25 protein-coding genes and 1 pseudogene are annotated in these 26,746 nt (G+C 43.3%); 2 read left to right on the forward strand and 24 right to left on the reverse strand.

Annotated features, from left to right (window positions below; genetic code table 11):
- The 7 genes and pseudogenes from Q7P41_RS04460 to miaB all read right to left on the reverse strand — a co-directional run.
- Positions 1-563: pseudogene (locus Q7P41_RS04460) on the reverse strand (NAD-dependent DNA ligase LigA); the annotation flags it as partial.
- A 6-nt stretch (positions 564-569) separates the two neighbouring features.
- Positions 570-2,084 (reverse strand): lysine--tRNA ligase, encoded by a 1,515-nt coding sequence (gene lysS, locus Q7P41_RS04465; RefSeq protein WP_303882451.1) that lies wholly within the window; start codon positions 2,082-2,084, stop codon positions 570-572.
- Positions 2,085-3,053: a tRNA-dihydrouridine synthase gene (locus Q7P41_RS04470; protein ID WP_303882453.1), complete on the reverse strand. Its 969-nt coding sequence runs from the start codon at positions 3,051-3,053 to the stop codon at positions 2,085-2,087.
- The gene (locus Q7P41_RS04475) at positions 3,034-3,798 is read right to left on the reverse strand and encodes a type III pantothenate kinase (RefSeq protein ID WP_303882455.1); all 765 of its coding nucleotides are present in this window, start codon (positions 3,796-3,798) and stop codon (positions 3,034-3,036) included. The genes Q7P41_RS04470 and Q7P41_RS04475 overlap by 20 nt, the downstream gene beginning before the upstream one ends.
- Positions 3,799-3,816: 18 nt before the next feature.
- Positions 3,817-5,139 (reverse strand): ComEC/Rec2 family competence protein, encoded by a 1,323-nt coding sequence (locus tag Q7P41_RS04480; RefSeq protein ID WP_303882457.1) that lies wholly within the window; start codon positions 5,137-5,139, stop codon positions 3,817-3,819.
- Positions 5,140-5,222: 83 nt separating this feature from the next.
- On the reverse strand, positions 5,223-5,987 hold the full coding sequence (locus Q7P41_RS04485; protein WP_303882458.1) for a helix-hairpin-helix domain-containing protein: 765 nt from the start codon (positions 5,985-5,987) through the stop codon (positions 5,223-5,225).
- Positions 5,965-7,317 (reverse strand): tRNA (N6-isopentenyl adenosine(37)-C2)-methylthiotransferase MiaB, encoded by a 1,353-nt coding sequence (gene miaB, locus Q7P41_RS04490; protein WP_303882460.1) that lies wholly within the window; start codon positions 7,315-7,317, stop codon positions 5,965-5,967. The genes Q7P41_RS04485 and miaB overlap by 23 nt, the downstream gene beginning before the upstream one ends.
- Positions 7,318-7,665: 348 nt before the next feature.
- Here miaB and Q7P41_RS04495 point away from each other — a divergent pair, with 348 nt between their 5' ends.
- Positions 7,666-8,085: a hypothetical protein gene (locus Q7P41_RS04495; protein ID WP_303882462.1), complete on the forward strand. Its 420-nt coding sequence runs from the start codon at positions 7,666-7,668 to the stop codon at positions 8,083-8,085.
- Positions 8,086-8,335: 250 nt separating this feature from the next.
- On the opposite strand, the gene Q7P41_RS04500 is transcribed toward Q7P41_RS04495, so the two are convergent.
- Entirely contained in the window at positions 8,336-9,568 is a 1,233-nt protein-coding gene (locus Q7P41_RS04500) for a Zn-dependent hydrolase (RefSeq protein WP_303882465.1), read from the reverse strand.
- 447 nt (positions 9,569-10,015) lie between these two features.
- Between Q7P41_RS04500 and greA the strand changes: the two genes are divergently transcribed.
- Entirely contained in the window at positions 10,016-10,510 is a 495-nt protein-coding gene (gene greA, locus Q7P41_RS04505) for a transcription elongation factor GreA (RefSeq protein WP_303882467.1), read from the forward strand.
- A 101-nt stretch (positions 10,511-10,611) separates the two neighbouring features.
- Here the strand turns inward: greA and Q7P41_RS04510 are convergent, their stop codons facing one another.
- The 16 genes from Q7P41_RS04510 to cbiM all read right to left on the reverse strand — a co-directional run bounded on the left by Q7P41_RS04510 (position 10,612) and on the right by cbiM (position 26,733).
- Positions 10,612-11,556 (reverse strand): D-alanine--D-alanine ligase, encoded by a 945-nt coding sequence (locus Q7P41_RS04510; protein ID WP_303882469.1) that lies wholly within the window; start codon positions 11,554-11,556, stop codon positions 10,612-10,614.
- Positions 11,553-13,250, reverse strand: a complete 1,698-nt coding sequence (locus Q7P41_RS04515; protein WP_303882472.1) for an LPS-assembly protein LptD — start codon at positions 13,248-13,250, stop codon at positions 11,553-11,555. The genes Q7P41_RS04510 and Q7P41_RS04515 overlap by 4 nt, the downstream gene beginning before the upstream one ends.
- 119 nt (positions 13,251-13,369) lie before the next feature.
- Entirely contained in the window at positions 13,370-13,915 is a 546-nt protein-coding gene (locus Q7P41_RS04520; RefSeq protein WP_303882474.1) for a hypothetical protein, read from the reverse strand.
- Positions 13,905-15,080 (reverse strand): hypothetical protein, encoded by a 1,176-nt coding sequence (locus tag Q7P41_RS04525; RefSeq protein WP_303882475.1) that lies wholly within the window; start codon positions 15,078-15,080, stop codon positions 13,905-13,907. The genes Q7P41_RS04520 and Q7P41_RS04525 overlap by 11 nt, the downstream gene beginning before the upstream one ends.
- 21 nt (positions 15,081-15,101) lie before the next feature.
- Positions 15,102-15,524, reverse strand: coding sequence for a hypothetical protein (locus Q7P41_RS04530; protein ID WP_303882477.1), 423 nt, complete (start codon positions 15,522-15,524; stop codon positions 15,102-15,104).
- 116 nt (positions 15,525-15,640) lie between these two features.
- Positions 15,641-16,693 carry a hypothetical protein gene (locus Q7P41_RS04535; RefSeq protein ID WP_303882478.1) on the reverse strand — a complete coding sequence of 351 codons (1,053 nt, stop codon included), beginning with the start codon at positions 16,691-16,693 and terminating at the stop codon, positions 15,641-15,643.
- A 25-nt stretch (positions 16,694-16,718) separates the two neighbouring features.
- On the reverse strand, positions 16,719-18,317 hold the full coding sequence (locus tag Q7P41_RS04540; RefSeq protein WP_303882480.1) for a CTP synthase: 1,599 nt from the start codon (positions 18,315-18,317) through the stop codon (positions 16,719-16,721).
- A 141-nt stretch (positions 18,318-18,458) separates the two neighbouring features.
- Positions 18,459-19,841 carry a phosphoglucomutase gene (locus Q7P41_RS04545; RefSeq protein WP_303882482.1) on the reverse strand — a complete coding sequence of 461 codons (1,383 nt, stop codon included), beginning with the start codon at positions 19,839-19,841 and terminating at the stop codon, positions 18,459-18,461.
- Positions 19,842-19,846: 5 nt separating this feature from the next.
- Positions 19,847-21,259: a LysM peptidoglycan-binding domain-containing protein gene (locus Q7P41_RS04550; RefSeq protein ID WP_303882486.1), complete on the reverse strand. Its 1,413-nt coding sequence runs from the start codon at positions 21,257-21,259 to the stop codon at positions 19,847-19,849.
- 85 nt (positions 21,260-21,344) lie between these two features.
- On the reverse strand, positions 21,345-22,571 hold the full coding sequence (gene rho, locus Q7P41_RS04555) for a transcription termination factor Rho (protein WP_369693135.1): 1,227 nt from the start codon (positions 22,569-22,571) through the stop codon (positions 21,345-21,347).
- Positions 22,572-22,677: 106 nt separating this feature from the next.
- Positions 22,678-23,337 carry a fructose-6-phosphate aldolase gene (gene fsa / locus Q7P41_RS04560; RefSeq protein WP_303882489.1) on the reverse strand — a complete coding sequence of 220 codons (660 nt, stop codon included), beginning with the start codon at positions 23,335-23,337 and terminating at the stop codon, positions 22,678-22,680.
- Complete coding sequence (locus Q7P41_RS04565; protein ID WP_303882491.1) at positions 23,321-23,749, reverse strand: hypothetical protein; 429 nt, start codon at positions 23,747-23,749, stop codon at positions 23,321-23,323. The genes fsa and Q7P41_RS04565 overlap by 17 nt, the downstream gene beginning before the upstream one ends.
- Before the next feature lie 377 nt (positions 23,750-24,126).
- Positions 24,127-24,807: an energy-coupling factor ABC transporter ATP-binding protein gene (locus tag Q7P41_RS04570; RefSeq protein WP_303882493.1), complete on the reverse strand. Its 681-nt coding sequence runs from the start codon at positions 24,805-24,807 to the stop codon at positions 24,127-24,129.
- A complete protein-coding gene (gene cbiQ, locus Q7P41_RS04575; protein WP_303882495.1) occupies positions 24,804-25,526 on the reverse strand; it encodes a cobalt ECF transporter T component CbiQ in 723 nt (240 codons plus the stop codon). The genes Q7P41_RS04570 and cbiQ overlap by 4 nt, the downstream gene beginning before the upstream one ends.
- Positions 25,523-26,134: a hypothetical protein gene (locus tag Q7P41_RS04580; protein ID WP_303882497.1), complete on the reverse strand. Its 612-nt coding sequence runs from the start codon at positions 26,132-26,134 to the stop codon at positions 25,523-25,525. The genes cbiQ and Q7P41_RS04580 overlap by 4 nt, the downstream gene beginning before the upstream one ends.
- Complete coding sequence (gene cbiM, locus Q7P41_RS04585; RefSeq protein ID WP_303882498.1) at positions 26,125-26,733, reverse strand: cobalt transporter CbiM; 609 nt, start codon at positions 26,731-26,733, stop codon at positions 26,125-26,127. The genes Q7P41_RS04580 and cbiM overlap by 10 nt, the downstream gene beginning before the upstream one ends.
- Between the last annotated feature and the right edge of the window lie 13 nt (positions 26,734-26,746).

Genomic DNA, 26,746 nt, shown 5'->3' on the forward strand with positions numbered 1-26,746 from the left:
TCTCGAGCTTGATTAAGCAAAGCAAAATCTTCTTTCGTCATGTAGACTTCGCCTCTGACCTCGAGCCTGCCCGGCACATATTCGAGTAATCTCAAGGGTAGGCTTTTAATGGTACGTAAATTATCCGTTACATCCTCGCCTACTTTTCCATCGCCCCTCGTCGCACCCAAGGTGAACCTGCCCTCTTCATATACGAGCGAGACGGCAACGCCATCTATTTTTAGTTCGGCCGTAAAATCTACTTTTCTTTCAAGTATCCTATGCACCCGAGAGATGAAGTTTAACAACTCTTCTTGGGTAAAAACATTGTCCATAGAAAGCATTGGAACTTCGTGAACCACTGTCCGAAATTCTTCTCTCGGCCGGCCTCCAACGCGCTGCGTCGGCGAATCAGGGGTTACTATCTGAGGAAAGCGCCTTTCGATCTCCACTAACTCTCGGTACAAGGCGTCGTATTCTTCGTCAGTTATCAAAGGTGAGTCCAAGACATAGTAATAGTAATTGTGTTTTTCTATTTCTTGCCTAAGCTCTTCAGCCCTTTTCCTGGCCTCGCCTAAATCCAAGAGGCTTCACTCCTTTGGGCGCATGGTGGGAAAGAGGATCACGTCACGGATCGAGCTTGAGTTCGTTAAAAACATGGTAAGCCTGTCGATGCCAATACCCAAACCGCCAGTCGGGGGAAGGCCATGTTCAAGGGCAACTATGTAATCCTCATCGAAGGCATGCGCCTCTTCGTCACCGGCTTCTTTTTTTCTTAATTGATCCAGAAAACGCTCTTTTTGGTCTAAGGGATCATTGAGCTCGCTAAAAGCGTTTGCTACTTCTGCTCCACATATAAAGAGCTCAAATCTGCGGGTGAAATCGGGATTATCAGGGTCTCTTTTAGCAAGAGGAGAAACCTCCACCGGATAACCCAAGACAAATGTGGGTTGTATCAATTTATCCTCCACGAAGTTGTCAAAGAATTCGGTCATGATTAAAAGTCGGCTTTCGTCTCCTTTCACCTCAAGTCCCCCTTCTTTCGCAAGCTTCCTTGCTTCTTCATCAGTAACAGTTAAAAAATCAATGCCACAATGCTCCTTCACCAACTCCACCATCGCTGCACGCCTGAAGGGAGGCTCGTAGTTTATCATGTAATCGCCATAGGGCAACTGCCTGCTTCCCATTGCATCAGCACAAGCTACGATTATCTCTTCCGTTAAATTCATCATATCCTCGTAGTTAGCGTAAGCCCAGTAAACCTCCATGGCGGTGAACTCCGGGTTATGCATGGAATCGATGCCTTCATTTCTGAAGTTCTTGCCTATCTCATAAACGCGTTCATACATCCCAACTACCAGTCGTTTTAAGTAAAGCTCGGTCGCTATCCTGAGATACAAATTTATCCCTAAAGCATTATGATACGTGATAAAGGGCCTGGCAATAGCTCCTCCTGCAATCGGAGATAACATGGGGGTTTCGACCTCAAGTGTTCCATGAGACTCCAAGACCTCTCGAAAGGTCTTTATTATCTTGGCTCTTTTTCTAAAAGCCTCTCTGACCTCGGGATTAGCTATAAGGTCTAAATAGCGCTGTCTGTAGCGCACTTCCGTATCCTTTAGGCCGTGCCATTTTTCAGGCAAAGGCCTTAAGGCTTTGCTCAAAAGCTTAAACTCTGTTACCAGAAGGGACAACTCACCCCTTTTGGTTCTAAAAGGATGCCCTACAATTCCTAGAAAATCTCCCGTGTCTACCCATCTTTTGAACCATTCGTATTCTTCTTCCCCTAAAGAATTTAACTGAAAGTAGAGCTGAAGTCTTTCTGAATCGTCCTCCAAATGCGCAAATGAGGCCCTACCATGCTTTCTAATCGTCATGACACGACCCGCCGTCTTTATTGTTGCAGTTTCATCCATCTCATCTGGACCTAAATGGGAGAAATGTTCGTGTACAAAGGACAATTTATGCTCTTTATCCCATTTATCGATCACGTATGGATCAAATTTTGATTCCTTACGCAGGCGCTCCAGTTTTTCCACGCGCTGTCTTATTATTTCTTTTTCCGGAGCAGTGCGTTCTTCCATGTTTACGTTATTATCATTCATTTATTGCTCCCCCTTAGCGTAAAGGTTATTAAAATCATTGATATATGAATCAAATAATTCCTTCGTTTTCGCTATACTGCCAGCATTCGCCAAAGAAGATCGCATATAGGAAGCCCTGGGCATTCCTTTAAAAATACATGATAAGAAGTGGCGAAGCAAGTGCATGCCTGAATTGTCTTCTATTTCGCATAAGTCTATCAGAAAAGTCCGAAAAACATCGACTCTGGATTTAAATGAATCTTTGAAATCTGCAAAATATCCCAAAGCCTTTAAAGCATCTGGTATCATGAAGGGATTCTTCAGGGCACCTCGCGCAACTAAAACGCTTTTGCAGCCCATCTCCAGATATTCAACAACATCACCGGAAGTAAACACGTCACCCGTAGCTGTTATCATGCCAGGAAAAGCCTTGGCAATTTCCTTCATAATATTCTTATCCGATATTCCATTATAACCCTGCGACGGCGTTCTTGCATGGACCGCGACATTATCCGCACCGGATGACACTAAAAGCTCACACCATTTAACGGCATCATGCAAGTTATGGCTTGGAATTCTCGTCTTTACACAAATCGGCAAGCCAAGGGCTTTGGTTTCCTTTATCATTTGGGTTGCAACATCAGGGCAGAATATCATGGCTGCGCCTCCTCCTGATGCCATAACCTTCTTGGAAGGACACGCCATATTTATGCCCAGCGCTTCAAATGAACTCACCTTTAAGGCTTCCTCTGCTGCCTCCAAGAGAAAATCGACGTTGCCAGAAAAAAGCTGCAATACCAAAGGTCCTTCGTTGGGGTGTCGAAACAAAGAAGGAAAAACAGACTGGTTTTTATCAACAACAGCCTTTGCCGAGATCATCTCAGTATGAGCAAGCCCCACGCCTAAATGGAAACACATTTTTCTTACAGGCCATGCGGTAATATCGGCCATGGGAGCAAGCCACAGAGGGTTATTTGATGTTACGCTCATATATAAGCCTCAGCCCCTCTAACGTGAGATTAGGATCCACGACGTTTATTCTACTTGACCACCTTGCTACGGTCTCGGCATGTCCCCCTGTTGCTATGACCTTGGGCTCCTCTTTTTGCTCTTGCGACATACGATCGACCAGACCGTCTATCAGCCCAGCGTAACCAATTACTATTCCAGATCTCATCGATTCCGATGTAGACCTCCCAATGGCCCTTTTGGGAGGCTCGAGTGCTACCAAGGGAAGCTTTGCAGTCTTGCCAAACAATGCCTCTACACTGGCCTGCAACCCTGGAGCTATTGCTCCTCCAAGATATGAGCGATCAGAAGATACGTAATCAAGCGTTACGGCTGTGCCAAAATCCACCACAATGACAGGACTTCCATAATTATGCACGGCAGCAACCGCGTTTACCAATCTGTCAGCGCCAACTTCAGCAGGTATGTCATACTTTACCTTTATGCCAAGGTCCACGCTTGAATCGACCACCATGGGTTTTATACCCAAGTATTTCGAGATCCCCTCACGCCATGCCATCTCAAGCGGAGGGACGACACTCGAAATTATAGAACTGGTGATAGATTTCTGGTCTAACTTTGTCATGTAAAGCAATCCCGTAAGATAAATCCCGAGTTCATCCCCGGTTCTCTTCTCTGATGTAAGTCTCCAATCTGCAACCAAGCAGGCACCATCGAAAATACCAAGGCAAGTATTTGTATTTCCTATATCCAGAACGAGAAGCATCTCTTACACCCCCTCTTTTTAAGATAGCAATATCATATAAACTACCAGTCCACAGCTCGACACACAAATGCTCCTAAAGAAACCAAAATTTAACCTTTTAGTTAGTATAACAAATAATATTGCAATAGAAATAATGGGCCAATGCCAAGGTTCCGTAATGCTCATGGGCATGAAAGAGGCCAAGAAGTTTAGCAACCATTCAAAGACAAGCAAAGCCTTTTCTGCAAACCAAACTACTAATGTACCCAAGCCAAAGGGCAAAATGACAAGGGGGGTTGAAAGCAGAACGACAAAAAATAAAAGTGCAAAAACAGGTATGGCAATCAAATTAGAAAAAAGTCCTACGACAGGCAACGATCCGAAAATTGTAAGCACAATACCAGCAGTGACCATCCAAAGAAGCGCACTTGAAGTTAGCAGCGAGATCCTTTTGGAAAAAATACCGGTACATCCGATCGTCAAGGCCGACATGACCGACAATTTCCAACCTACATCCCACACAAACCAGGGCCTCCATAAAAGCAAACAAACAGCTGCCAGACTTACGGCTTGAAGAGTCCTTATGGGCCGTCCAATCATCTTTCCGATCAATACAAAAGCCGTCATCAAGCCAGCACGCATGGCGCTAGCAGCAAACCCAGTAAACGCCAGGTAAAAAAACAGCAAGAGCAATGATATTTGAACTTTCCATTTGGCTTTTTTTAGAGCCCGAAAGACAATCCCCACCACCAAGGCCACATGAAACCCCGATACAGCGAGCAAATGGGAAGTACCCCATTTTGAATGAAGTTGAGCCAAATCGGGGTCTTTAACACCAAAGAGCAGGGTTAGCAAATATCCCCTTACCCTGGGCGGAAAATTTAACAAGACCCAACGTCTCAAAAAAGATCGCCAACGATATAGGCTAAAACTGTAAGCTTTCCGGCTTTTAGTCGTCTGCAAGCCAACCAAGCGACCCCTTACGCCTCGAGATCTCCAATAGGTATAAGGATTAAAGCCCGTAGATTTATTTTCCAACGGAAGTATTGAAGCCTTTATTTCGACGCTGTCACCTTCTCTTAAAGCCAGACTTGGTGATACATCCGCAACGTATTTACCCTTAGCGGTCTTGAACACTACGGCTCTTTTGCTCCCCCAGGGCCTTTCAAAGGCAACGACAGCCTTCTCAGATATCCTGTCAGCTAAAATGAGCTCATTTCCAACTCTGTAAGCTAAAAACGAGCTTCCCAGCAGTCCAACGACGAAGCACAAAACTAAAACATAAAACGCATGAGGCGTACCGTCATAGGAACAAAAACCCAAGGCCAACATAATAAACCCGGCGATAAGGCTTGATAACAAAAAGGGGAAACCTTTACCCGCTAAAAGGACGGCAACTATAAATGAGACTAACAGACACAAACAGGGAGTTTCATAAAGTAATTTCATCTATATCCAACGGTAACGTAAGGTCTGATCTTTTCCATCTTTTTGGGTCCTATTCCTTTTACCTCAAGCAGTTCCTCTACTGAACGAAACCCTCCCCTTAGATCCCTGTAATCCAATATTGCCTGGGCAGTCTTAGGTCCTACGCCAGGAAGACTTTGCAACATCTCCGCACTCGCCCTATTCAGGTCTATTACATCGACATCTTTTTCGTAACTTCCATAAGGCTTGTTAGCATTGGAGCCAGCAAAGACATCCTTCGCGATGGACAAATTATCCCTGCTCTGTTCAACTAATGTAGTGGCAACCAACTCACCTTTCTCGGGCACATGAAGGTGGCAACCATCACCTAAGTTTGCAGCCAAGTTTATGGCCACCGGGTCAGCTTTAGTGGTAAGTCCTCCCGCTTTTTCCACCAATTGATACACCCTTGACCCAGATGGCATTTTATACACGCCCGGGTTTTTAACAGCTCCTGTGATGTACAATATCCATTCCTTTTCCTCAGGAGTCGCCTGTTTTTTGTCAAGTTCGCCTTCCTCGTTATTGTTTACAATCTCTGATGCTCCAATGCCCTGAAGGACAACATTCTCGGCTTCAAATGATCGTCCTTTTATCTTTCCCAAAGAATATGCGGCCGACAATCCCAACGCCAAGACAAAACACAGAAAGGCCATTAAAAACCATTTAAAGCTCTTACTGCTTTTGTATTTTTCAAGTGATTCTTTCTCATGAAGGAACTCAAAGTCCAACTTCGAGGACATCGTTAAAATCCCTCAATGAAACTAGTTCACCGTACAAATACCAGTTGGAGGCCTCAGTTATGCGCACCTCGTACAATTTTCCTAACATAGTCTCGTCCCCCGGTACCAACACTACCTTGTCCGTGGGCGTTCTGCCTTGCAGGAGCCCTCCTCCTTTAGGCGCTAAATCATCAAATAACACCTCAACAACCTTGCCAACTAAGTCTAAATTCTTCTTAAACGATATAGCATCTTGTAGCTCATTTACTATGGCAAGTCTTCTTTTTTTCTCTTCTTGGGAAATTTGATCAGGCAACACAGCTGCTGGTGTTCCTTCTCTTGGGGAATAGGAAGCCGTATGAACCAAATCAAATTGCATTCTTTCCAACATATTAAGAGTGTCCACGAAATCCTCTTCCGTCTCCCCGGGGAAACCGACTATAAGGTCACTTGTTATTGAAATGTCTGGAATTGCATTGCGCAAGCGTCTTATTATTCCTTCATATCCGCTGACAGTGTAACCTCGATTCATCTTCTTTAAAATCCTATCGCTTCCCGACTGAATGGGAAGATTTACAGCAGGACAGATTTTCTGTTCTTCTGCCATGACTTCTATTACATCATCCGTAAAATCGCGCGGGTGTGAGGTGGTAAAGCGCACCCTGAGCAACCCGGGAATGTGCGATACATCACGTAAAAGATCCGAAAATCGATAACCTTTGCAAAAGTCCTTTCCATAGGAATCGACATTCTGACCCAAGAGCGTGACCTCAAGGATGCCATCTTCGACAAGCTCCGATACTTCTTCCAAGATCTCATCTGGTCGTCTCGATACAAACCTTCCGCGCACGTAGGGCACAATGCAATAAGTACAGAAATTATCGCATCCGTGTGCAATGGTGACAAAAGCCTTGAAGGGATTACTTCTTATAATAGGCGTAACTTTCAAGTCAACCATTTCTCTAGGATCCTCGTCCAAATATACGACTACTTTATTGCGTAGAGCCTTTTCCAATGCATCCGGTACCAATCCTATATGCCTTGGCCCAACTACGACTCTTACCTGCGGAAACCTTCTAATCAACTCCACACCCATGTTTTGGGCCATGCAACCTATGACGGCTAAAATGGGCTTGCCCTTTACCCCAAAAGCCTTCTTGTAACGTCCTATCTCGCTTAAGACCTTCTGTTCGGCTTTTTCCCGAATGCTGCAAGTCACAATTATGACGACGTCGGCTTGAGACGTATCTGTCTCTTTCCAGCCTCTAAAGGTCAAGGCTGTCCTCAAGCGATCACCGTCATATTGGTTCATCTGACATCCGTATATATTAATAGCAAAGCTAAAAGACATATCAGCTTTTCCCTCTCTCGTTTCAAAAATTTCCTTGGTTATTATAACCTACTACAAAAACTTCCTTCAAACAAATATTTCTAAGGCATAAAGCAACCATAAACTACAAACCGACCAACATTCTAATAGCGCTTACGGTCACAAATATAGATAACACGAGCGAGGCCAACAGTTTCCCTTGAGTATAGCAAAATACGCCTCGTCAGTACCTAGTAAAGAAAATAAACCAACTCAAATACCTAATGTCACGGAAAATATTTTCATCAAAACTAGTTCATTCTCATCATATTGAAAAATTCTGCTTCGAATGATAAAATTTAGGTAAACCTAATTTAGGGGGTGACAAGCATGAAACGGGCAACAGCTGCAGTTTTGACACTTGTCGTGTTGATAGCTGTTACAGGCATAGCTTCAGCACATGGGCGATATGGTTTTAGATCAAGTCCTATTTGGAACGTTCATAACGGCTGCGGCCAGGGAGTAATTATGAGTGAACTGAGACCCGGTTACGCGAGCCTTCATACGTGGAGCATGAGCAGATCTCGCTTAGGATTAGCTCCATATGATCTAAAAATTCGGACACAAATAGTCGAAAACATGGGCCAGCTGGAAAGACATCGACTAGAATTGCATTCTAGGTTATACGATAACCCTATAGACAGGTATAAAATCACCCAACTTCGCGAAAGGATGCTTTCTCTTCAAGATGAGATAGCTCGATGGCAGATCGAACAAGCTTTCAGACTATATGAAAGGCAAGAGTATTAGAGCCTGTTTCCCAACTTGAGATCTTGCATTGAAATCATTTCCCAAAGAAGCCGTAGATTGTAAGTTTCTATATTGAGATGAAGTGAACCTTAAGTACCTATAGGCCTATTGCTTGTATATTTTGTTCCATCTCCATGAAGACTGCTTTATTTTACTGCATTCTAACCTTGGTGGGGTGAGTTGTGAAACAGGCTCATTATTGTACCAGGTTATACCCAAGACGTATGAAATCAGCGATTTTAAATTCTAGCTATATCCTGTCTTTTTGATCTATCTCCAAAACAGCAAGTAGGAGCACATTAATACCACGCCAACAATCTTCTAATGGCGTATGTTCTAGCTCGCAGTGACTATGTCCCCCCTTGCTTGGTACGAAGACCATTCCAGTAGGTAGCATTTCCGCAACGTACTGCGCATCATGCCCAGCGCCACTATACATTCTTTTATATGTATAACCGTAAGCATCGACGCTTTTCTGAATACAGTTAATTATTTCTTCATTGAAACTTACTGTGTTACGCTTCCATCTCATTTCGTAGCTTACTTTGCATTTATCAAGTTCCTTAGGAATGCCCTCTATTATGTCAACAACTTGTTTTATTACACTTGGATCTTTATGTCTCGCATCCAGAGAAAAATCTACAAATCCAGGAATACATGTATGTATACATGGATGGCAAAAGATTTCTCCTGTGGTATATACTAGATCACGTTCCAATTTACCAAACTCGTCGTGGAAATATCTTATTGCAGAGGTCGCAGCCAAAAGGGCATCTCTTCTAAATGACATTGGCACAGTTCCTGCATGGCCAGTCTGGCCATGAGTTTTAATCCTGTAGTTAACCATACCAACAACACCCTCTACAACACCTATTTGTTTGTTCTCTGCTTCTAATACTGGACCCTGTTCAATATGCAGCTCTAACATGGCCATATAATCTCTAGGATTGAGCCTGTTAGCCTCATCGCCCACATAACCGCTTTCTAACAAAGCTTCTCCGAAGGTTTTTCCATCTGGGCTTTTAGAAGCCAACACCTCTGCTTTATCAAATTTACCGCAAATAACTCCTGAGGACGTCATCGCTGGTGGATACAAAGAGCCTTCTTCATTTGTCCAGATCATCGCCGTAATTGAATGTCTATGAGGAATCTTGTTGTTAACAATTGTTTCAAGAACTTCCATTGCTCCTATAACTCCCAAAATACCGTCATAATTACCACCATTTTTGACAGAATCTGTATGTGAAGCCATCACAATACTAGGGAGTCCCTTTTCGGAACCAGGAATAGTTGCATATACGTTGGCCATATCATCAGTTACTATATTAGCACCAACATTTTTCATTCTCCTCGCAAATTCATCCCTGGCTTGCAAGTCCTCTTTTGATAGTGCAAATCTCGTTATGCCTCCCTTATCGGTGCCGCCAAACTTGGCAAATGTTTCTATTTTATTCTGTATCCTGTTTTTGTTGCAGGTTATCATAACGAATACCTCCTAAATATCTTCACCTTTAATTTTCTTGACCTAACAATCCCATGCTCCATTTTGTAATTATATTAGCTTTGTCAAATAGCCCCTAAAATCTCTTATAAGCACGATAACGCATTTATTCGTAATTTCCTTCGGTTACATTCTAGACCAAGCATTTCTCACCTACAATAATAACTAAACTTCGGCCCTCATGAATTTCTTTGGACTTTTAGTCAAAGTTAAAAAATAACAACAGGGGCTGGTCCTGCTTTCATAGCACATTTGTAACGCAGGTTTCCTTGCAAACTCAAAGGATTATCCCTTTGGTTGAACTGTAAAATTAATAAATGAAGGAAAAATGGATATGATTCGATTGACATCGGCAATAAATGCTGTAAAATTCATAAAGCTAAGCTAGATCTGAAAATGAGACTTTTCTCGCTAGGAGGTAAATGAGGAATGTCGGCTGAAAGAGTCCAACAAGATGATGTCATTTTGATGACGCGCGAAGGATACCAGAAATTACGCGCTGAACTCATAAAACTGAGGAGCGATGGTAGGCACGAGATATCAAAACAACTTGAAGAGGCAAGGTCATTTGGAGATTTAAGCGAGAATGCGGAATACCATACAGCCAAAGAAGCGCAAGCCAAACTCGAGGCACGAATTCAGCTATTGGAATCACAACTATCTAAAGCCAGAATCATCGACAGTGATCAAATAGACACAAGTCAGGTAACTTTAGGCACCAAAGTTACTCTAAGAGACCTCGATATTAATGAAGAATTTACTTATGTAATCGTAAATTCGGAGGAAACCGACCCAAGCAATCACAGAATATCGGTCTCAAGCCCCGTTGGGCAAGCTATAATAGGCAAAACCGTCGGCGATGAAGTCATAGCAAGAGCTCCTCGCGGGACAAGAAGGCTCAAGATATTACGTATCGAGGTCTAGTGTAATAAGGCAAACCTGTCTAAAGGATGTCAAATAAAAGGAAGGGTTACTTTTTTGCCTGCAATCATGAGGGTGATTATTTCGAGCTTCAGGTTAATGTTTTATCTTTCAAGAGCGTTTGTAATTAATCGCTTCACCAGATCCTCGAAGGACCAACCAATTGCTTTCGCCGCCTTTGGAACCAGACTCGTAGCAGTTAGCCCGGGCGCAGTGTTTACTTCTAAGACATAAGGCTTTCCATTAAGATCAAGGCGCATGTCCACCCTGCTGTATTGCTTGCAACCCAAGCTAAGATGGGCTTTGATGGCCGCTTTTTTAGCCTCCGAAGCTACCGATTCTTGCAATGGAGCGGGTACCAAATATTCACTGTTACCAGGCGTATACTTTGCCCTATAACTGTACAGTGAATTTTTGGGTACTATTTCTATGACGGGAAACGCCCTGATGTTACCGCCATCGTCCCACACAGTTACAGTGACTTCTTTCCCAGGGATATACCGCTCAGCCAGGATGAGATTGTCATACTCGGAAGCTAAGCGCAGGGAAGACAATATATCGCCCTCTTGAGCAACTATGCTTATACCAATTGTACTACCGCATCGCGAAGGCTTGATGACCATCTTTTCTTCACTAAGCTTATTATAAAAACAGATTACCTTTTGATAGGTCGTTTCTATGCCCTGTCGAGACGTGTCAATTTCGATTCCCTCAGGCACAGAAATATCGTCTCGTCGAAACCTATACTTGCTCAAGGCTTTATTCATTGCAAGCATGCAGGCTTCAGGACCCGAGCCTGTATAGGGCACATCATAGAATTCGAGCAGAGCTTGTAGTCTGCCGTCTTCTCCCCATCCTCCATGCAGTGCTATGAAAACGACATCGAACTTTTGGTCACTTACACATTTTATGACATCTTTCATTGTTCGCACATGGCCATCTAAAACCTCAAAGCCGCTTTCCTTCGCCGCTTCGACTACTGCCTTCCCGCTTGCAAGCGACACCTCTCGTTCAGGGCTTTCGCCTCCATATAACACTAATACTTTCATTTTACGAACCCCACTTCCTGGGCCGGACTTGTAATTTCCTCCACCTCTCCGCCAAAGGTAATCTTGCTTTCAGGAAATGCTTTTATAACGAGCCTCAACCCCATCCAATCATCCTCATCGCTTGTCGAATACATTGGCCTCTCATCCTTATAGATAAATTCCCAATAATAACAGTGCTCGTCGTAAACCAAGCTGTAAACTACTTCATCTAAATGTTCATCCACGAAATCATAGGCGGTCCTTACCGCCACTTTCCAGCGACTCCCCAGAGGAATGCCCGTGGTATGATAAATCTCGCGTCTATCCGAGTAATCGTCCCAGGACATGGGCGAATTCCCAGTCGTCCAGCGCTGGGCATATCGAGTTACCATGGGAAATTCACCGACTCTGTAACGCAATCCCCAAGTCGCGTCTATTATTTCCTGACGGCGCAGCCTTTTCGCATCATACTTGAACCATTGATACTGAGCCCAAATAAAGGGCGTAAAGTTTTTATTTTTTTTATCTAAAGGCGCAAAGGAGCTTGAAAAATCAAAGCCGTAACCCCACCTGTCTACTTCGGCTTCATCGGCTTCATAATTACCCCAATAAAGCGCAAGGCGCGATTTTGTATTCGAAGTTAAATCGACCCAAGGCGTGAACAGTTGAACCTCAGGGGACCGCCAAAGGACCCCTTTATAAGTCACTCCTGCTTCTTTTTCTATCGAAACGTTTTCAGCTTGAGACCAATAAATTTTCCCCGAAAAGCCCTGATTATAATAATTTGCACCCCAACTGGGTCGGTAACGCTTCTCGTCTTCGTCAGAGTTATAAGCATAGACTGCATTCGCAAACAAACTCCATTGATTTGTCAAACCGTAACTACCTAAAACCATCCATTCTTCGTCCATATCCGACCAGTAAGCGAGGTGAACGTTAACGGACAGCCTATCATCGACAACCACCGGACCATATCCTATGACGCCGGTTCCTCGATCGGAATCGTCTTTTATACGGAAAGTAAAGGGACTGCTCGCCTCTCGATCCCTTATGTTGATCTCATAATTAAAGGGATATGTATAAAGCAACTTCCCATCCAAGTACACCCTTGGGCGCCTTAAGACCACTTTGTTACCCGGTATGACTGTCATCTTAGTGGTATAAAGATTGTAATGCGGTTTTGGCGCATCACACGTTGTGTAATTTGCATTTTCCCAAAGGGCAATGGGTGCGTTTTTTTCGGTTTTTTCTAAGTCTTTCCTGCCCAGCCATCCCTTAGTCAACGCCGCTTCAGGCGGGGCTATTTTAACATCTCCTCCGTAAACGTATACTGGTCCTTCTTGTCCCGAGCCATTTTGCATTATCCCTTCTTGGGTAATTAGGTTATATTCAAGCTTGTCTCCCCTAAGAACCCTGTTGCCCCAAATTAATACTACAAGCTCATCGTCGTGACCTTCTGCAAATACCATGGAACTCTCTATGAAGTATTCAACGTAAGGAGCTTCAAGTTTCATATCTTCGCGCCTGATTATAACGTTACCTCTCGCCTCAGCACGCCCTTCAATCTCAAAAAAGACCACTTCATCTGCCTCTAGCGTAACTGGCGAGGATAATTCCTGGGCAAAAGCTGAGGTACAAGTAAAAATTATCAAAGATAGAAACATCAACAAAGAAATAACGTTTCCACATTGAAAATTCCTGTGGCTACAGTCCATGAACACTTCTCCCTCTTTGATAATAAATGCCAGGTAAAATCTTAGTTGGATCCGAAAACGTCCATGCACTCTGTAAGAAAGCAAATCTCAATTGGTTTTAGAAATGCTACGGAATACGTTTATTTTTTATGCATCCTATATACAACTTCTGCTTTGCCAGAAAGTTCCATCTCGCCGGAAAGACGTACCAACCCGTTTTGTGACCGTATCTCGATCGATTCCCCAAAGGCACGAATACCATCGTCGAAGAAAAAAAGCTGTTCATCGGGCTTCCATCGTACTTCAGGAGAATGCCAGTGAAATTGATCTCCCTTTATGCTCGTAATACCCCTTGCTTCCTTTAAAACAACGATCCCACCTGATGCTTCAGGCACGCTGCCTCTTGAAGCTTGAACTTTCCATACATTTCCACCCTTGCCCTCAATAGTAATGTTAACATCCTCCAAAATATACAAATCATTCGATTTCCAGCCTCTTTGAGCATCTAAGATATATACATTATCGTCAATTATGTTTCGATATTGTACTTTTTCGACGACGAAAGTGCTTTTTTCTTCATCACCATCGTTTTCAGTTAAATATAAATCCCTCACTAAGAAAGCAACAAAGGCAGCCACAAATAAAGCTAGGAAAACCATGCGGTATACGCGCTTTTTACCAGACAACGCGCCACCTTCCCCTTTCTTGAACCAGGCCTAAAATCTTGCTTCGCTCCACTTTAATGAGCACCATCTTTTGGATGCCGCTGATTTTTGCCTTATCGTCACTGACCCAAGTCACATCGTAACCATCTTTAAAAGCCCATCGTATATTCGATTCCATGGCAGCCTTTTCAAATTCCTCCATGGTGTACTGCCTCTTTGTCTCGGAAGCCAGCAGTTCATACATTGTATTTAAATCTCCCTCTATCCAACTTTCCACAAAGAGGGTCACTACTTCTTCCTTAGTCATTGAAGTTTCTTTTTCTATTTTCTGTAGAATTTCCTTTAATGAAACATCTATTTCGCTCTTGGTAGAATTCTTCTGCACCTGGAGCAACGGATCAGGCCCCGGAGGCAAAATCACTGGTTCCTCAGGATATTTTGTGGCATCCTCAAAACTCGAAGGCTCATCGAGTGAATCATCCGATTCTTCATTTGGAGGAAGTTCTTTTTGGGCATCTTTTATTTCTTCCGAAACCGGTAATTCCACGATAATTTCTTCCATGGTTAGTGAATCTTCAACAATTGTTTCGGGCTGAATTGACGTCTCAACCGCTTCTTTTTTCTCTTTGACTTCCTCGGCTAGCAAGGCAGTTGAATCGAAGGAAAATCGCATTTCCCTTGGGTAAACACCGCTCAAGATGACCGTAAAAGCCTTAGAGGTAACTTTAGGGAAAAAAACCAAACCTTGCAAAATGCCATTGATGGGTTCGTCAAAATTGCTGTCATAAGCTGCCAAAGGCAGTTTTTCCCCATCGACCTCCAGTAAGAGATGTTCTGACAAAGGCTTTAAATTTAGTGACTTTAATCCAAAATTGTAAATAGTCAAAAGAAAAGGCTCACATTCCTCCATCCTGAGATCTTTGACAAAGGCTTGGCGATAAGCCTCCCTTTCTCGCTCGCCAAGCCTTTGTCTTTCTGCTTCTATCGAAACCCATGGATCAACAATGTCTTCTGGATAATGCACAATCCAGACCAGACAATCCGTCCCCCAATGAAATGAAGTGCATTTTTCGAGTTTTTCAACGAGATCGATAGTCTCCTCTTGCGCTCGTGAAGGCGAAGCAACAAGACAAAACATGGCAAACATTGCCAAGCTTAAAAAAACAACAGCTCTTTTATTGACCACCAAGAGAGAATTCTCCTCTTTTTAAAGTTTATAGTCAATGACGGCCGAGACCCCCACGCCCTGAACTCTTCTAAATCGCTCTAAGGGATTAAGCGAATCTATGGGTATTAAGATTTCTATCCTGAAACGATCTTTAAAAACAGCATCTATTCTAGCAACAGCCTTTGTCGCATCTACGGCAGATTTGGGTCCGGAAACTTGTGCAGCACCAATGCGGGTCCCCTGACCGGCAGAAACTATCGGCACAACTTTTGTCATGTTCTCCGCCGCAACACCTCTGTTTATAGTCACGGTATTTATAAAATCGTTAAGAGGTTCTGCGATAGTTTCTACCAGAAATCCTCCCCCAATGACCCCTATTATATCGGAAATATCAAGAGCATACGCCAAACCGCCAAAGGCTATCGCAGCAAACAAAGTCAAAACGACCACAATTTTTTTCATTACAAACCCCTCCGTTAATGCGCGAATATTCCAACAATAACCATCGTCTTTTATTTAGTCAAACCGCCCTGATATCATTTGATTTGACCAATCAATTTTTGTTTCTCTAAATGTTCTCACTTTTCTTTTGCATTTTTATCTTTCACACTTTTTGTCGATGATTCTGTATCATTCTCCTCTTCCTCCTCTGGCGGCTGAGGAACTTCAGAGGGGCGTATTATGCTATGCAATACTTCAGGAACAGGATAAGCTCTAACAGTGGTGATATTGGCTGTTTCCAAATAAAATGGAGTACCCTCGGGAATATTCTTAACGTCTCCCCTAACCAAAGCACCTCCAGCTAACCCCAAAGGCCCAAGCAAAATGGCGCCCACAAAGCTTGCTCCAGCCGCAGCCACGACAGTATCATCAGCCTTACTTGCCTTTTCAGCCTCGGGGCCTAACATTACTGGTATTTTATTGATCACATCGAGAGGAACGATGTGATCAAAAGCTATTTTTACTTCCGAAGACCTTCCAAAACTCCTAGGGGGCTTTATGCTATCGATATGGCCCAGAACACGACTTTCAGAGGGAGCAATCAAGGCGGTGTCCACGACGAAATCTCCCAGGAGCACAAGTTCGACAGGGTCACCAACCTTAACTTCCTGAGGGGACAGGGAATTTTTCAACGCCACTTTAAACACTTTTTCCTTCGGAACTTCAATTTCCTCCCAAAGAACTCCTTCTGGTAATATTAAGCCAATTATACGCTCCAACCTCATGGCGAAAGGTCCTTCGATATTCGGTTCGCCCTCCAGTAACTTTTCTATAGCCTCGAGGCGCTCCTTTAAGTTCCCCTCACCTACTTGCTGTGTCACAATCCACTCGGCGACACCCAGCTTAAAGATAAAAGATGGCTGTTCGGGAAGTCCGTTCTCTAAAAAGTTTAAAAAGGCTTGCTGTCTTTCGGCAAGACTTCCGGGTAATTCCCTCCCAAAATAAGCCTTCTCAATCTCAGCTAAACGAGATATTAATCCACCGCTTTTAGGTTGGCCGTAAGTCAACGTCTCTATATGTGCTAAAATCTCAAAAGGAGGTCGATCAACAGCTTCTTCTCCCGTTGCAATCATACTTGCTGAGACGATCAATGCTACCGTTAAAATAGCAAAAAGCGCTTTCCACTTCATGGCAGCTACTCCTTTCTTTTTAATGCTACCCTTGAGAGTGCCTTATAGCTGCTTCAATAAACGAAGCAAAAAGAGGATGTGGCCTGGTTGGACGCGATTTGAACTCGGGATGAAACTGGACGCCGACAAACCAAGGGTGATCCTTTAACTCAACTATTTCTACCAAATTTCCGTCAAGGCATACCCCTGAAACAATCAAGCCTTCCTTTTCCAAGCGATTTCTATAATCGTTATTAAACTCCCATCTATGACGGTGTCTCTCGTACACCGTAGACAATCCGTACGCTTTGTAAGCCAACGTGTTTGTTTTTATCTCGCAAGGATAAGAACCTAGCCTCATGCTTCCGCCAATTTTTGAAATATCTTTTTGCTCCTCGAGTAAATGGATTACTGGATTAGGAGTCCCGGGATCAAACTCGGAACTATGAGCCGATGCTATGGAACATACATTCCTTGCAAATTCGATCACAGCTATCTGCATCCCGAGGCACAAGCCAAAATAGGGAATTAAATTTTCGCGCGCATATCGCGCTGCCATAATTTTACCTTCGATGCCTCTTCTACCAAACCCCCCTGGGACAAGGATAGCATCTACCCCTTTAAGGGTGTCAACACCAAGTCTCTCAACTTCCTCGGCCTCAATATAACGAACACAAACTTTAGCATCATTATTTACGGCGGCATGCTCTATAGCCTCGTTTACCGAGAGATAAGCATCCTTATGGCCAACGTATTTACCTACCAATGCTATTTCGGCTCTTTTTGAGGGCGATTTACTTCGCCGCAGATAATCCTCCCACTCCCGAAGATCGGGCTCATCAGTTCTATCAAGACCCAACATTCCCATGACCATGACATCGAAGTTTTGGTTTTGCAAAAGCATCGGAATTTCGTAAATGTTATCGACGTCTATAGCCTCGATCACGCCTTTTTTCTTAACATTACAAAACAGGGCTATTTTGTCTTTTAACTCATCATTTAGTGGGCGACTTGTCCTGCAGACTACTATATCGGGCTGTATTCCTATCCGCCTAAGCTCGTTCACACTATGTTGTGTTGGCTTTGTTTTTGACTCTCCAGCAGTGGGAATAAAAGGAACTAAGGTAACATGGCAATAAACAACGTTTTCTCGGCCTACCCTATAACCAAGTTGCCTTATAGCCTCCAAGAAAGGCTGTCCTTCTATGTCCCCCACAGTTCCTCCGATCTCGACCAAAATCACGTCGTAACCTTCGCCAGCCTTCAGGATCCTTTCTTGTATCTCATTCGTAATGTGAGGAATGACTTGAACGGTAGCCCCCAGATACTTCCCCTCCCGTTCTTTTTTTATAACCGAAGAATAAACCTGACCGGTAGTTACGTTATTCTTAGCTGCAAGAGGTTCATCTATAAAACGTTCATAATGCCCAAGATCTAAATCAGTTTCCGCACCATCGTCTGTAACAAAAATTTCTCCATGTTGATAGGGATTCATTGTTCCTGCATCCACATTGATATAGGGGTCCAACTTAATAGCCGTTACCTTATATCCTCTCCGCTTGAGCAACAACCCAAGAGAGGCTGCTGTTATGCCTTTTCCAAGAGACGATACGACTCCTCCTGTAACAAAAATAAATTTATTCATTCAAGCTTACCTCCATCGTATGCCTTATTCACCTTCGCAACGCCCCAAGATTATATGATCATATCATCTAAAAAGGCCGAGGAGACTCTTCTCTCGGCCAAGGATATCAAAGAGAAAACAGAATAACATGGTTAAAATTGCTTATTTTGCATCAAGTCCAAACACCCTTATTGCGCCGGCTTTAAATTTATCTAAAATATCATCACTTTTAGCTTCGATGTATAGGCGCACGACGTCCTCCGTTCCCGAAGGCCTGAGCAAAACCCACGCTTTGTCGCATACTATTTTCAGGCCATCATCCCTTTTTATTGACAAAACATCCTCACCGCAAAAAGTATTATCTTGCCATTCTCGGATTAAAGCCACCAGTTTCTCCTTTTGCTCATGAGTAATATTAAAATCAATTCTGGTCGATACATACCTCGCGCCTATTTTGTCATATAGATCATCAAGTAACGCCCTTAAGGGACGCTTTGTCTCGCAAACCACTTTTAAAACAAGGAGGCAGATCAAGATGCCGTCCTTTTCAGGCACGTGTCCCGATATAGAAGCACCGCCCGACTCTTCTCCGGCAAGCAAAACATTTTCCTTTAAAAGCAACTGACTAAGGTATTTAAATCCCACGGGGGTCTCCCAAACGGGTTGACCCTCATGTCTGGCGATTTCATCCAACATATGAGTTGTAGCTACAGTCCTTGCCACGCCACCTCTTTTGCCCAATTCCAATAAATAAGAGTAAAGAATCGCCAGAATATAGTTGGCAGGGTAAAATTCGCCATCCACATCGACAACTCCAAAGCGGTCAGCATCTCCATCGGTGGAAAGTCCAATGACACCTAATTCCTTGGCTTTGCATGCAAGTTCCCTTAACGTTTCTTTTTTTGGCTCAGGGCTCAATCCCGCGAAATCGGGACGCAAGTCTTCATGTATTGCCGTCACTTCAAACCTTGATTCTTTTAAGATTCTCGGTAAATACCTTCCGCCCACACCGTGCAAAGTATCGATGACTATTTTTTGACCATTCCCCTCAACTTGAGCCAAGTTTTTTATATGAGATATATAAACATCAGTAGGATCGAAGCATTCTGTATCTTTTTCAAGTATTTTGACATCAGGGGGAGCTGTAGCAATATATGACTCGATTTTATCGGTTATGCTGGGAATTGCAGGCCCAGCATAAGAAGGAATGAACTTTAGCCCTTGGTAATCGGGGGGGTTATGACTTGCAGTAAACATTATCGCTCCCTCGGCATTTAAATGTTTTACCGCAAAGGCACACACGGGCGTAGCTGTGGGACCTTCGAGTACAATTGGTCGAAGTTTCATGCCTGCCAAGACCTGGCTTGAAATCCTTGCGAACCTTTCCCCCAGAAAACGGCCATCTCGTGCCACCAAAAGAGTGGCACCCTCTCCTGATTCTTCAAGGATATATTTACCTATTGCCCAAGCAACTTTCTTGACATTTTCTACGATGAAATCGTCAGCTATTATCCCACGCCACCCGTCTGTCCCAAATTTGATCATATACGTCACCTCAAATACTTCAAAGGATTAACAGGCACGTTGCCCTTTCTAACCTCAAAGTGCAAATGTGGCCCTGTAGCTCTCCCTGTGCTTCCTACTCTTGCAATGACCTGACCAGCGCTAACTCTCTGGCCTCTCTTGACCGAGATGCTGCTGCAATGACCATAAAGCGTCTTATAGCCTCTCCCATGATCAATTACGACCGTTCGCCCATAACCTCCCATCCATCCGGCGTAAACCACGTGACCAGCTGCAGACGCAACTATTCGAGTACCCCTCGGTGCCGATATGTCCAGTCCCGTATGCAAATCTCTACGCCTGGTAATCGGATCCGTTCGGTACCCGAAACGACTCGTTAACCTACCTCTTAATGGCCACCTAAAACTCGCGGAGGCGCTGTGATCGCCAGCTGCTGTGGAGCGGGATGAGATGTTAAGCTCTTTTGCGCCCGGTAAAAATATTTCACTACCGGCTACCAGAGTTGTCGCACCGTCAATAGAGTTAGCAGAAACTATGGCTTCCGCGTAAATTCCATACTTTTTTGCTATCTCGCTCAGGGTATCGCCCTTTGCAACTTTGTAAAATATTCCATCCTGATTAGGTATCCTCAACTTAGTACCAGGTTTTAGGACATCCGGGTTTTTCAAGTCATTGCATCCAAACAAAGTGTTAATATCTAGATTAACCTTATTCGCTATGGACCAAAGATTATCCCCCTCTTGAACTACATAGGTGTGTGTTTCTATTTTGGAAGCTTTTTTAGCCTCTTCCTCGGCTTTGGCCCTCCTGCTTAGCAGTTCTTTTAAAACTACTTCCACCTTTTCTTTTGATGTCGGTATCAAAAGCACATCGCCGATGTTTAGTTTGTGAATATTGCTTATTTGATTGGCCTTAGCGATATCTTCCACAGAAATCCCATATTCAGCGTATCTTTTAACAATCGTTTCTAGCGTCTCTCCTTGCTGGACTTCATGAATACGATAGTCAGGAGCTGCTTCTTGAAACTTTATATTCTCGCTACTTTTGGCTGATTCAAAGCCTGAATCATCGCCATCTAAGTATTCCTTTTTTAACTCACCCAGCCGTTCTTCAACTTCGATGCTCTCATTTTCTACCGTTTCGCCTTCACTAAGTTCTAGTCTCATTTCACTAAACACGATGGCTCCTGAACCTTCGGGGAGCGGGCCGATGGCATTGTAATCTCCTTCGGGTATAAGCAGATCCGTCACATCAACAATCAGATATCCCGGAAGACTGTACTCTTTTCCCTCCAAAAAGTTTTCCCACGCCTCGCTTTTGGACCTTTGCAGGGCAGCAACGGTAATAAACATCGTGGCTGAAATCATCAAACCAATGAAGATAAAAAAATCAAACCTCTTTCTAAAGGAATTACTATCCGAGCTATCGTGTTCGGGCATTTCTCTCCCTCCTACTAAATCCAGGCTATTGCTGCAGTCCAGGATAAAGTTAACCTAAAAATGAAAAGAATGCAACCTCAAAATATCAAACTTTAATAGTCATTAGAAATTCCTTATTCGATGACGTTTGTCTTAGTTTTTCCAATATTAGATTTAGTACATCCGCTTCATCGAGGTTGGCAATCCTTCGACGTAACGTCCATATCTTCGTGAGTTCTTCTTCGCTTAAAAGCAATTCTTCTCTTCTTGTTCCAGATCTAAGAAGATCCATGGCGGGAAAAATTCTTTGTTCAGCTAGTTTGCGCGAGAGGTGAATTTCCATATTGCCGGTACCCTTAAATTCTTCGTAGATTACATCATCCATCCTGCTTCCCGTATCAATTAGGGCTGTGCCTGCTATTGTCAAGCTTCCGCCTTCTTCAATATTTCTTGCGGCCCCAAAAAATCTCTTTGGGAAATACAACGCAACCGGATCCATTCCTCCAGACAACGTTCTTCCAGAGGGCGGGACAACTAGATTAGATGCTCTGGCGAGTCTGGTAATGGAATCTAGAAGCAAGGCGACATCTCTGCCCGTTTCGACAAGGCGTTTTGCCTTCTCGATTGCTAAATTTGCAACTCTTATGTGTTCTTCTGCAGGCCTGTCAAAGGTAGAAGCTATAATTTCTCCATCTACGGAACGTTGCATATCCGTGACTTCTTCCGGCCTTTCGTCGATTAAAAGAACCATAAGTATAACTTCAGGATTATTTACCGTAATGGCGTTGGCAATCTCCTTTAGAAGCGTCGTTTTGCCAGCTTTTGGGGGAGAGACTATTAAAGCCCTTTGTCCCTTTCCTATGGGAGCGAAGAGGTCTATTAAGCGGGTGGATAAGATCTCTGGTCGGGTTTCAAGCTTCAGTCTTTCATTCGGGAATATAGGCGTGAGACGTTCAAAGTAAGGCCTTTGTCTTGACATCTCCGGATCAGAGAAATTTACCATCTCTACCCTTAGCAAGGCATCGTAGTGCTCTTGATCCTTCGGAGGTCTTACTAAGCCCCACACTACGTCACCGTTGCGTAAATCGAAGCGCCTGATTTGAGACGCAGAAACGTATATATCGTGATCACTTGGCAACAATCCCGCGTGCCTCAAGAAACCGTATCCCTCGGGCAATATCTCCAGCGTTCCACCACTAAATCGCAGTCCAAGTTTATCAGCCTGTCTTGCCAAAATGGCGACCACTAAATCATCTTTGCGCCTAAGTGTTGTAACTGAGGGAACGGAGATTTCCTTCGCAATCTGTCGCAACTCCTGGATTGTCGCCTTCATCAAATCTCTAAAAGTATACCTGGGGCGCGGAACTGCTGTAACCACTTCTTGCTCTTCCTCTACCGTTAATTTCTTTGTGCTTTCTGTTGCTTTGTCTTCTAAGGCATTAGTTCCCATGGTCTTTAATATATACCTCCCAATCTTCTAGAAACTTCTTTATTCCTATGTTGGTCAGTGGATGATTGAACATCTGCTCCAATACTTTAAAGGGAAGCGTAATGATATGAGCACCAGCTGCAGCTACCTCAAAAACATGGCGTGGATGCCTGATGCTTGCGGCAATTATTTGGGTATTGAAATCATGAACCAAAAAAAGCTTTGATATGTCATATACTAACCCAACTCCATCTTCGCCAATGTCATCTAAACGACCTATAAAGGGGCTTACATAAGTTGCTCCAGCTAAGGCCGCCAATAACGCCTGCTGAGGAGAAAAAACTAGCGTTACATTTATAGGGACACCTTCCTCGGAAAGTTTTTTAGTGGCTGACATGCCCTCTTTGGTCATGGGTATTTTTATTACTATATTAGGATCTAAGGCACTTAACACTCTAGCTTCCTTGATCATATCATCCGTTTTAGTTGATATGACTTCGGCGCTTACTGGACCCTTTACAATTTCTGCTATTTTCTTTACATGTTCATGAAATGATGAGGCTTTTTCCTTCGCCACCAAAGAAGGGTTGGTGGTAACGCCACTAATTACTCCCCACTGTAAGCCCTTTTCAATTTCAGAAATATTCGCTGTATCAAGGAAAAGTTTCACCAATCATACCCCCAATCGAAAACGAAATGTTGGACAAACGTTCTCCCATACATACTATCGAAAACTCATACAACCCTTTTTTCAGCGGCGCTCCATCATCACGTAACAAGTAAAAGATCCTTGTGCCCTTTCCGTCCAAATTAACTTCCTCACTGTGTATCAACTTGCCCTCATAGAACCATTCAACATGTGTTTCAAAATAGCCTCTTCCACAATAACTAAAAGCAACGCATACCTGTGTTATTCCGTAGGGGAAATTGAAAGAATCGGAGATTCTCCTAATAGGAGTCAGATCATGATTTAAATCTTCACATATTACAACATTAGAAATCTCGACTGCGTTATAGATCATATTGCTGCGTACCGCAGCAACGAAGGAAGGAACTAAAACTAGAGCGACTATGAACATCATTATCAAAGGTCTCCTAGTCGCATCGCCCATTAATAAATACCACACCTTCCTCGATCTGGCAAGTAGAACACCAATTTTACACAAAATTACAAGCACATTGCACGCAAGTATTAGATAATATAGCAATACGCTGAATTAATAGCAGAAACTCTTCTTTTTTTATTGCAGGGAATCATTATTAATAATACTACGAAAAAGGCAATTTTACAGCAGCTTTTATTTACTCCTTCGATCAATCCAAAAGCTGCTATTTCATAATGTATGCCATTTGATCGAATCTCGGTTTGCCCTAAAAACAACTGGTGAAAACTAAAACGGAAGGTGTTAATTTCTTCTTAGTAAATTTGTCTAAAGACTAATTTCTAATCTAATATTTTTTACAAAATTCTCCCAGGCGTTTTGGATAAAAATCTAAGTTTTCCGGAGGAAAGCTCATACCAGTGGGAGACAACGTGCTCCAAGAAGTTAGTATCGTGCGAGGCTATAACGATGGCTTTATCAATGTTTCGTAAAATGAATATAAGATTTTTCCACGCCTCTTCATCTAAGCCGTTTGATGGTTCATCCAACAATAGAAGTTCCGGGTCCATTGCAAGTACAGCAGCCAAAGCTCCCAGGCGTTTTTGGCCTCCCGAAAGAGCGTAAGGAGGTTTGTGGGCCAAATCTTCGATGTTTAACATTTTTAAAACTTGCCACGCCTTTGTAAATGCTTCATCCTTGCTTAGTCCCATATTTAACGGGCCGAAAAGGACATCGTCAAATAAGGTAGGGCAAAACAACTGATCTTCAGGGTCTTGCAATAGAAAGCCTACTTTTCGCCGGAGATATCGTAGGTCTTTTTTCGTTCTAATTTCCTTTCCCTCAAGTATGATCTTGCCTTTCTGCGGCGGACCCAGCAAACCCATGATTATATAAAAAAGTGTAGTTTTACCTGCGCCGTTTTTCCCAATTATGCATACCTTTTCCTTTGGGAAAATCTCTAAATGAAGATTCTTAAAAAGCATAGGATTGCCCGGATAGGCAAAACAAAGATTTTCAACTTGTAACAACGGCATCATACCACCAAACACCCCATTAGCGAAGCAAAAAGCATGACTATTCGAACGACGTCAGGACGAGAAAGCTTGGCTTGACGTGTAGAAAAAGGAAATGAGCCATCAAACCCTCTGAGAAGCATTGCATCGTAGACTCGCTGTGAGCGCATAATGCTTCGTATTAACAACATGCCGATTAAGTTGCCGTAAGTGCGGAAAGTAGAAAGATTTAAAGAAGGAGCAAATCCTCTCAAAATCATGCCATGTTGAATTTTTAGAGCCTCTTCACCCAGAACATGCACGTATCTATAGGTGAAATGAAGCAAAACGATTAATTTGCGAGGAATGTGGAGCTGATTTAAAGCCTGCAATAATTCTGGCATAGATGTTGTTTGCAGTAGGGCCATAAAAGCTAATACCGCAGCGTGAACGCGAATCGTAATGAGAGCTGCCATGCGCATCCCGTCTTCAGAAAAAAAGGGAAGTGTTAACCAGATCATCAAGACAAACCCATCCAAAGCAATTAAGCGTTTCAGCAAAGTTTTTAAGGGTATGCGAGAAATTGCAACCAAAAAGATAGAATAGGCCAGCAGAAAAACTTGTGCCGAAAAAGAATTTAAAACAGCGATGCATATGGCTACAGCCACCGTCAAAACAACCTTTAAACTGGACGGGACACGTCTCAAAAAACCATATGAAGTTTCATCATGATAATCTAGCGCATGAACGTTAATTACGCTCACGACTTCTTCTCCCCCTTGACCCATAAGATAACTCCTACTAAACCGAATATATATCCAATGCCCCCCATAATCTCGCTGAAACCAGGGCTTGATAATTCCTTGCGTAGTTGTAATAACTCATTGCGTAGAGGATCAAGTTCGCTCCGCACAGCCGTCCGCATCAATGAAAGGAGGTCCTCTTCCCTCAAATGCAGTAACTCGTCTTCGTCTTTGCTTTCTTCAAAGTAGCTTTTCTCGCCTGCCCGCGTGGTCAAGACGTCTTCCTGCGCAGGAAGACTTATCGTTGTTTGACCCTGGTGACCCATGCCAGCGTTAACAATGATCAAAAAATCCCCCTTCTTTGAAGCACCGACGCTTATAACAAACTTACCTTCTTTGTCAGTATGACTTTTACATATAACCACGTCATCATGTGGGTCTTTTATAACTACATCGCAATCTCTTGCCGGAGCTCCATCGCTAAAGTAAGCTTCGCCCACTACGGCATCATTCTCGAAATAGGCAAAGACGTTTAATTTATGAGCATTGGCCACAGAGGGGCACATTACTGTAGAAAAAATTATAACTGCCATAACGATCAATGGTTTCAACCTTATATTTATTCCCATTTTTTGCACTCTCCTACAAAAGAAGGCATCGCTTTGAAGATAAACGTCATGACAAAAGCACCTATTATTGATTCAATGATTACAATGGGAATGTGAGCAAATAAAACTAATTTCGCTGTAACAACAAATACATCTCCACTAAAAGCAAGAGCGAGTGCCGTAAATACACCAGCTAAAACAACGCCTACTCCCCCTGCAATTGCTCCACCAAGCCAAGGCGGCTTTCCGGAACTAATGATACACCTGCCCAAATAGCCCCCTATAATCCCTGATAATGCCATGGTAGAAGTATTTACGCCGAGCACCGCAAGCCCTCCAAATTGAAACAGCAACACCTGCAAAAATAGAGCAACGAGATACGCAGGAAAAAGCTTGAGGCCCAACAGAAGCCCTCCTATGCCGTTAAGTACAAGATGAACACTCGTTGGCCCAACGTTAATGTGAACTAACGAAGAAACAAACAATGCCGCAGATACTATTCCCACGCGAGGCACTTTGTCTATTTCCATTTTCTTTAGGCCAGCCGCAACGCCTATAACTGCACACGCAGCTCCAATGGCCAAAGTATGAAGAGAAAGAACTCCTTCAGAAATATGCATTACCTTACCTTAC

The organism is Acetomicrobium mobile, from assembly GCF_937920065.1.